The sequence below is a fragment of the Longimicrobium sp. genome, from assembly GCF_036387355.1.
Taxonomy (GTDB): domain Bacteria; phylum Gemmatimonadota; class Gemmatimonadetes; order Longimicrobiales; family Longimicrobiaceae; genus Longimicrobium.
In genome coordinates, this window is record NZ_DASVTX010000166.1 from 1 (window position 1) to 5,957 (window position 5,957).

9 protein-coding genes are annotated in these 5,957 nt (G+C 68.7%); all 9 read left to right on the forward strand.

Annotated elements, in window-relative coordinates:
- On the forward strand, nucleotides 1-439 hold a 439-nt coding region (locus tag VF665_RS07605), incomplete at its 5' end, for a TolB family protein (protein ID WP_331052809.1).
- A gap of 242 nt (nucleotides 440-681) precedes the next feature.
- Nucleotides 682-1,266, forward strand: coding sequence for a Uma2 family endonuclease (locus VF665_RS07610; RefSeq protein ID WP_331052810.1), 585 nt, complete (start codon nucleotides 682-684; stop codon nucleotides 1,264-1,266).
- 124 nt (nucleotides 1,267-1,390) lie between these two features.
- On the forward strand, nucleotides 1,391-1,948 hold the full coding sequence (locus tag VF665_RS07615) for a Uma2 family endonuclease (RefSeq protein ID WP_331052811.1): 558 nt from the start codon (nucleotides 1,391-1,393) through the stop codon (nucleotides 1,946-1,948).
- Nucleotides 1,949-2,102: 154 nt separating this feature from the next.
- Nucleotides 2,103-2,660, forward strand: coding sequence for a Uma2 family endonuclease (locus VF665_RS07620; protein ID WP_331052812.1), 558 nt, complete (start codon nucleotides 2,103-2,105; stop codon nucleotides 2,658-2,660).
- A gap of 155 nt (nucleotides 2,661-2,815) precedes the next feature.
- Nucleotides 2,816-3,364: a Uma2 family endonuclease gene (locus VF665_RS07625; RefSeq protein ID WP_331052813.1), complete on the forward strand. Its 549-nt coding sequence runs from the start codon at nucleotides 2,816-2,818 to the stop codon at nucleotides 3,362-3,364.
- Nucleotides 3,365-3,503: 139 nt separating this feature from the next.
- Entirely contained in the window at nucleotides 3,504-3,791 is a 288-nt protein-coding gene (locus VF665_RS07630; RefSeq protein WP_331052814.1) for a Uma2 family endonuclease, read from the forward strand.
- A 51-nt stretch (nucleotides 3,792-3,842) separates the two neighbouring features.
- On the forward strand, nucleotides 3,843-4,061 hold the full coding sequence (locus VF665_RS07635; protein WP_331052815.1) for a hypothetical protein: 219 nt from the start codon (nucleotides 3,843-3,845) through the stop codon (nucleotides 4,059-4,061).
- Between the two features lie 153 nt (nucleotides 4,062-4,214).
- A complete protein-coding gene (locus VF665_RS07640; RefSeq protein WP_331052816.1) occupies nucleotides 4,215-4,838 on the forward strand; it encodes an LON peptidase substrate-binding domain-containing protein in 624 nt (207 codons plus the stop codon).
- 168 nt (nucleotides 4,839-5,006) lie between these two features.
- Complete coding sequence (locus VF665_RS07645) at nucleotides 5,007-5,906, forward strand: N-acetylmuramoyl-L-alanine amidase-like domain-containing protein (protein ID WP_331052817.1); 900 nt, start codon at nucleotides 5,007-5,009, stop codon at nucleotides 5,904-5,906.
- The last annotated feature ends 51 nt before the right edge of the window (nucleotides 5,907-5,957 follow it).

Sequence of the window (5,957 nt, forward strand, 5' to 3'; positions counted from 1 at the left end):
GCTGGGCGACGAAGAACCGCCACGCTCCCCCGACGGGCGGTTCGTCCTGGTGCGGAGCGGACGTGAGATCGTGATGGTTCGCACAGGGACGGGCCGGCGGCGCGCGATCGCCTCCGGCGATGACCCCGCCTGGAGCCCGGATGGACGGTGGATCGCATTCACCCGGATCGACTACCCAGGAGGCGATCCGGCGCGGTACACGCTACAGGTCGTGCGGAGCGACGGCACCGGAGAGCGAGAGGTGTTCGCGCAAACCCGCACACGGTGGCCGCTTCACCGCCACCCCTCGCTGGATGGTGCGCCCGGCGACCCCCTCTGGTCTCCTGACGGGCGCTCCATCGTCTTTCTCCGCCGGACCCGCCACAAGTACGAGATCTGGCGCGTAAACGTGGATGGCACCGGCCTGCGCCGCGTCGCCCGCGCCATTCCGCCCGCGTAACGCGTTCAGCCGCGCCGTTCACCGCGGCCTGATCTCTGCGTCCATTCTGGAAACGGGCGGCCGCGTCCCGCAGTCACGTCCCAGAACCATCCACAACCCGCCACAGGTGGCGCGTAAGCTACGCCTGTGGCGCAATTTACGCCGTTGCGTCTCCGCCTTCCCATCCGTAGCCTTGGATCGATCGGCGGCCCTCGGATGCGCACCACGACGGACCTCACGCCGAACGCGAAAGGATGCTCATGATGACTGCACACCTGAATCGTGAGGCGACGTATGAGGACTATCTCGCATTCAGAGAGAAGGCGGAACTCATTGACGGCCGGATCGTTCCCATGACGCCGACGGGATACCTTCCGGGCTGGGCCGCGTCTCTGATCCACCGCTCCCTGGAGCGGCACGCCGCGGAGGTGGGAGGCGGAGAGCCGGTGAGCCAGGGCGTGGGCTTTCTTCTCCAGACACCGAGAACGCAGGTGCTGGTGCCGGACGTGGCCTGGTGGACGGGTGCCGTGGGCCTGCCCATGGAGCAGTTGCGCGGGGCACCGGCGCTCGCCGTGGAGGTGAGGAGCAAGAACGACTACGGACCCACGGCGGAGCGAGAGATGGAACACAAGCGCGCCCTCTACTTCGCCGCGGGCACGCAGGTAGTGTGGGACGCGGACCTCGCCCGCGCACAGGTGATTCGCGCGTACCGGGCCGATTCTCCCGCAACGCCGCTGGTGTTCCGCCCCGGCGAGGCGGCGCACGCCGAACCCGCGGTTCCGGGGTGGCGGTTCGAGGTCGCACAACTGTTCCCTGATCATACAAAATCCGCCACCCGTGTACGGTAAGTGCCACACGTGGCGCAATTTACGCCGTTGTGCCCGAGTGTCCGCAGTGGTAGCGTTGGATCATCGGCCGGTGATCGCCCGCGACACTCCGTACGGATCGCAAGCCGAACGTGAAAGGAGATCTATGACCACGTCATCCCTGGAGCGCGAGGCTACGCTTGACGACCTGCTGGAGTTCGACGGCAGGGCCGAACTCATCGATGGCGAGATCTTGCCGATGAGCGGGACCGGTCACGGTCCGGCCAGCGCGGCGGTACACATCGCGGCGACTCTGGTCATGTGGTCGCGCAGCCACGGCGGAGGGTATGCATACGGAGATGGCGCGTCGTTCCTGGTCCACACGCCCCGCCAGCAGGTGCTTTCTCCGGATGCCGCATGGTGGATCGGCACGCCGGACCCGCATGCACCCGTGATCAGCGGTGCACCGGCCTTTGTAGCCGAGGTGCGGAGCACGACCGACTACGGCCCCGCCGCGGAGCGCGCCATGGCTCGCAAGCGTGCGCTCTGGTTTGCGGCGGGTGTGCAGGTCCTGTGGGATGTCGATGTGCTCCGCAGGCAGATTATCCGCGTGTTTCGCGCGGAGTCTCCCGACGCAACCGTAGTCCGAGGCCGGGGAGAGATCGCCGACGCTGAACCCGCAGTTCCGGGCTGGCGGTTTCCTGTGGATGAACTGTTCCTCTGACCGATACGTTAGCCGCCACAGACGTGCCGTAAGTCACACCTGTGGCGCGATTTAAGCCGTTGCCTCCACCTGTCCGCAGTGGTAGCGTTGATCATCGGCCGGTGATCGTTGCACGCGTCCTCCCCTGATCGAAGCCGAACCTCAAGGAGATTACATGACCATCTCATTCCTGGAGCGCGAGGCTACTCTTGAAGATCTGTTGGAGTTCGACGGCAGGGCCGAACTCATCAATGGCGAGATTGTCCCGATGAGCGGGACGGGTCACGGGCCAGTCAAAGCCTCCATGCGGATCGGCGGCTCGCTCGATGCTTGGCAGCGTACGCAGGGACGCGGCTACGGCTACGGTGAGGGTGCCTGCTTCCTGATCCACACACCCCGTCAGCAGGTGCTTTCTCCCGATGCTGCATGGTGGGTGGGCACGCCGGACCCGCATGCACCCGTGATCAGCGGCGCCCCGACTTTTGTAGCCGAAGTGCGGAGCACGACGGACTATGGCCCCTCCGCAGAGCGCACCATGGCTCGCAAACGTGCGCTCTGGTTCGCAGCCGGCGTGCAGGTGCTGTGGGATGTCGATGTGCTGCGCAGGCAGATCGTCCGCATCTTCCACGCGGATTCGCCAGAGGCACCCGTGGTCCGCACGCGAGGGGAGATCGCCGACGCTGAACCCGCCGTTCCGGGCTGGCGGTTTCCCGTGGATGACCTGTTCCTCTGACCAATACCTTAGCCGCCACAGCCGTGTCGCAAGTGCCACCTGTGGCGCGATTTACGCCATTGCACCACCTGGCGCGCACCGCTACCGTTGATCCCTCGGCAGGGGTCGCGGGCACCGCCGGATCCATTCCGTCGCCGAACCCGATGAGGAGTTCCATGAAAATCGCACCCTTGAACCGCGAGGCGACGGTTGAGGATCTGGTGCAGGTGGAGGGCAAAGCGGAACTGCTGGACGGCAGGCTGGTGCACGTGAGCCCGGCCGGCGACCTGCACGGGACGGCCGCGCTCAACGTGGCGACCAGCCTCAAGCTTTATCAGCGCGAGCACGGGGGCGGGCGGGCCTACGGCGACAACGTCGGGTTCCTCCTGGGCCCGCGCACCGCGTTTGCGCCGGACGCCAGCTGGTACGTGGGACCGCGGTCAGGGGCACGCTTTCTGGAGGGCGCTCCCGCGTTCGCCGTGGAGGTGCGCAGCCCCGACGACTACGGCCCCGCCGCCGAGCGCCGCCTGGGCGCCAAGCGCGCCAACTACTTCGCCGCGGGCACGCAGGTCGTGTGGGACGTCGACGTGATTCGGGAGCCGTTGATCCGCGTGTACCATGCGGCGCGCCCGGAGAGCCCCGTCACGGTCCGGCGCGGCGAGGTCGCGAATGCCGAACCCGCCGTTCCGGGATGGCGGTTCCCGGTGGATGACCTCTTCGCCTGACCCATACGAAAGCCGCCACAGACGCACCGCAAGTGCCATCTGTGGCCCAATTTACGCCGTTGCCAGCTTGCGTCCGGACCATCAGCGTCTGCTGCTCGGCCGGAGATCCCATCCTGCGCCGACCTGTGAAAGGAGTGAGATGAAATCGGCACCCCTGGACCGCGAGGCGACGGTTGAAGACCTCTGGAACGTGGAGGGGAGGGCAGAGCTCATCGACGGCAGGATCGTCGAGATGAGCCCCACGGGAAAGCGTCCTGGTTGGGCGGCGTCCGTCATCCACCGCGCCCTCGAGCAGGTCGAAGTCCGTGGCCGCGGCATGGTCGTCAGCCAGGGCGTCGGCTTTGTGCTCAGGACGCCGCGCACGCAGATGCTCAGCCCGGACGTGGCGTGGTGGACGGGGCCCGACGACCTGGACGGCGAGTTCTAGGCCGGCGCTCCGGCCCTGGCCGTTGAGATCCGCAGCAAGACGGACTACGGCATGATCTCGGAACGAGAGATGGCCTACAAGCGGAGCCTTTACTTCGCCGGCGGGAGCACGGTGGTGTGGGACGTCGACGTTTTGCGCGACGAGTGCATCCGGGTCTACCGCGCGACGGACGCAAGCACCGCCCTGGTATTCCGGCGAGGCGAGGTGGCCGATGCAGAGCCGGCCGTTCCCGGCTGGCTGTTCCCGGTGGACCAGCTCTTTACGCGCTGAAAGCAACGCGCCGGCCGGGAGGTCAACGCCAACCATCGTTCCGAGCAGGGGCCGAGGCTGTGGAGAGAAGCGCGTCCGGAATGGCGCGGTGGTGCTTGCGGTGGCGGATCAGGAGAGGCAGTTTCGCGGGATGGACCCGCACGCTCTCCTGCCATGAGGCTTCCCCTCTTTCCGCTCCCGGTGGTGCTCTTTCCCGGCGCCCCCATGCCGCTGCATGTCTTTGAGCCGCGGTACCGGCAGATGGTGGCGCGCTGCGTGGAGGCGGACAACCGCTTCGGCCTGGTGTACCACGACCCGGACCGCCACGGCCCGTTCAGCACGGACAATGGCGGCGTGGGGTGCGTGGCCCACATCCTCAAGTTTCAGCCGCTCCCCGACGGGCGCTCGCTGATCCTGTGCCGGGGCCAGGAGCGCTTCTCCATCGAGGACGGCATTGAGTCCGGCTTTGCGTACTCCGAGGCCCTGGTGGAGCCCTATGAGGACGAGCGCGAGGACAAGCGCGGGCTGGCCGCACGCCGGCAGCGCACCATCGACCTGTTTTACCGCGTGCTGGAAGAGGTGGTGCACTACAAGCAGCCGTACCCCGAGATCGACCACACGGTGGAAACGGGGTTCCAGATCGCGCAGGCCATCCGCATTGACCCCGAGTGGCAGCAGGAGTTGCTGCGCACCCGCCGCGAGCGCGACCGCCTGGCGCAATTGGACGACCTGCTGCGCGTGGTTCTGGACCGGGGCACACTGGAGCCCCCGCCGAGCGGCGAAACGTTCGGCTTCTGAGCCGGGCCGCGGCATCCCCGCAAGGCTGGTACTGCGCGCATCCGGTCGAGCACACGGAACCGATTGTGGCCCGGACGGCGTTTGCACCGTCAACGATGGCGCGAGCGGCGGCAGACCCGTCCATCCGCCCCGCGCCGTCCATGAAATCAGCAGCTTGAGCAGCAACGCATGACGATTTCCCGCAGGTCTTTTCTCGCGCGCGCCGCCGCGACCGCGGCCGCCACCCTGGCCGGTGCCCCCGCCGCCCTGCACGCCTCGCCGCCGGACGACCGCGCGCGGCTGGCGGAGTGGGTGCGCGCGCTGCGCACGGCGGGCGCCACCAACGCAGGCACGCCGTTCGGCCCGTGGGTGGCCCGGGCGGGCGAGCGCATGATCGGTGCTCCGTACGCGGCCAACACGCTGGAGCAGTACCTCGCGCAGGGCGGGTCGGCAGACGCGGAGCCGCTCACGCTGGACCTGGCGCGCTTCGACTGCGTGTCGCTGGTAGAGTCGGCGCTGGCGGTGGCGCGCACCGCCGCCGCGGGCGAAGGCGGGTGGGACCGGTTCGCCCGCGAGGTGGAGCGGATGCGCTACCGCGGCGGACGCCGGCAGGGGTACGCCAGCCGCCTGCACTACTTCAGCGAGTGGATCGCCGACGGCGCGCGGCGGGGCCTGGTGCGCGATCTGGGGCCGGAGCTGGGCGGCGAGCGCGACGTCCGTCCGCTGCGCTTCATGACGGAGCACCGCGCCAGCTACGCCGCCCTGCGCGACGACGCCGTGTTCCGCGCCATCGCGGAGCGCGAGCGCGCGCTGGACGCGTCCGTGCGCACCCTGGTGCCCACGGACCGCATCGCCCGCGTGCAGGACCGCGTCCAGAGCGGGGACGTGCTGGCCTTCGCCACCTCCATCCCCGGGCTGGACGTGACGCACACCGGGCTGGCGCACCGCGGCGCGGACGGCGTGCTGCGCGTGCTGCACGCGCCCCTTTCCGGCGGCGCGGTGGAGATCAGCCGCTCCACCCTTCCCGAGTACGTGGCCGCCATCCGCCGCGCGACCGGGATTCTCATCGCGCGGCCCCTTAAGGGCTGATCCGCGCGGCAGGCGGAGGCGGTTGCGGCGCTTGACGTTGCGGCTGTGCCC

Coding starts and splice junctions, on each gene's coding strand:
- VF665_RS07625 (WP_331052813.1), top strand. CDS start 2,816: ATGAAAATCGCACCCTTGAACCGCGAGGCGACGGTTGAGGATCTGGTG.
- VF665_RS07635 (WP_331052815.1), top strand. CDS start 3,843: ATGATCTCGGAACGAGAGATGGCCTACAAGCGGAGCCTTTACTTCGCC.
- VF665_RS07640 (WP_331052816.1), top strand. CDS start 4,215: ATGAGGCTTCCCCTCTTTCCGCTCCCGGTGGTGCTCTTTCCCGGCGCC.
- VF665_RS07620 (WP_331052812.1), top strand. CDS start 2,103: ATGACCATCTCATTCCTGGAGCGCGAGGCTACTCTTGAAGATCTGTTG.
- VF665_RS07610 (WP_331052810.1), top strand. CDS start 682: ATGACTGCACACCTGAATCGTGAGGCGACGTATGAGGACTATCTCGCA.
- VF665_RS07630 (WP_331052814.1), top strand. CDS start 3,504: ATGAAATCGGCACCCCTGGACCGCGAGGCGACGGTTGAAGACCTCTGG.
- VF665_RS07645 (WP_331052817.1), top strand. CDS start 5,007: ATGACGATTTCCCGCAGGTCTTTTCTCGCGCGCGCCGCCGCGACCGCG.
- VF665_RS07615 (WP_331052811.1), top strand. CDS start 1,391: ATGACCACGTCATCCCTGGAGCGCGAGGCTACGCTTGACGACCTGCTG.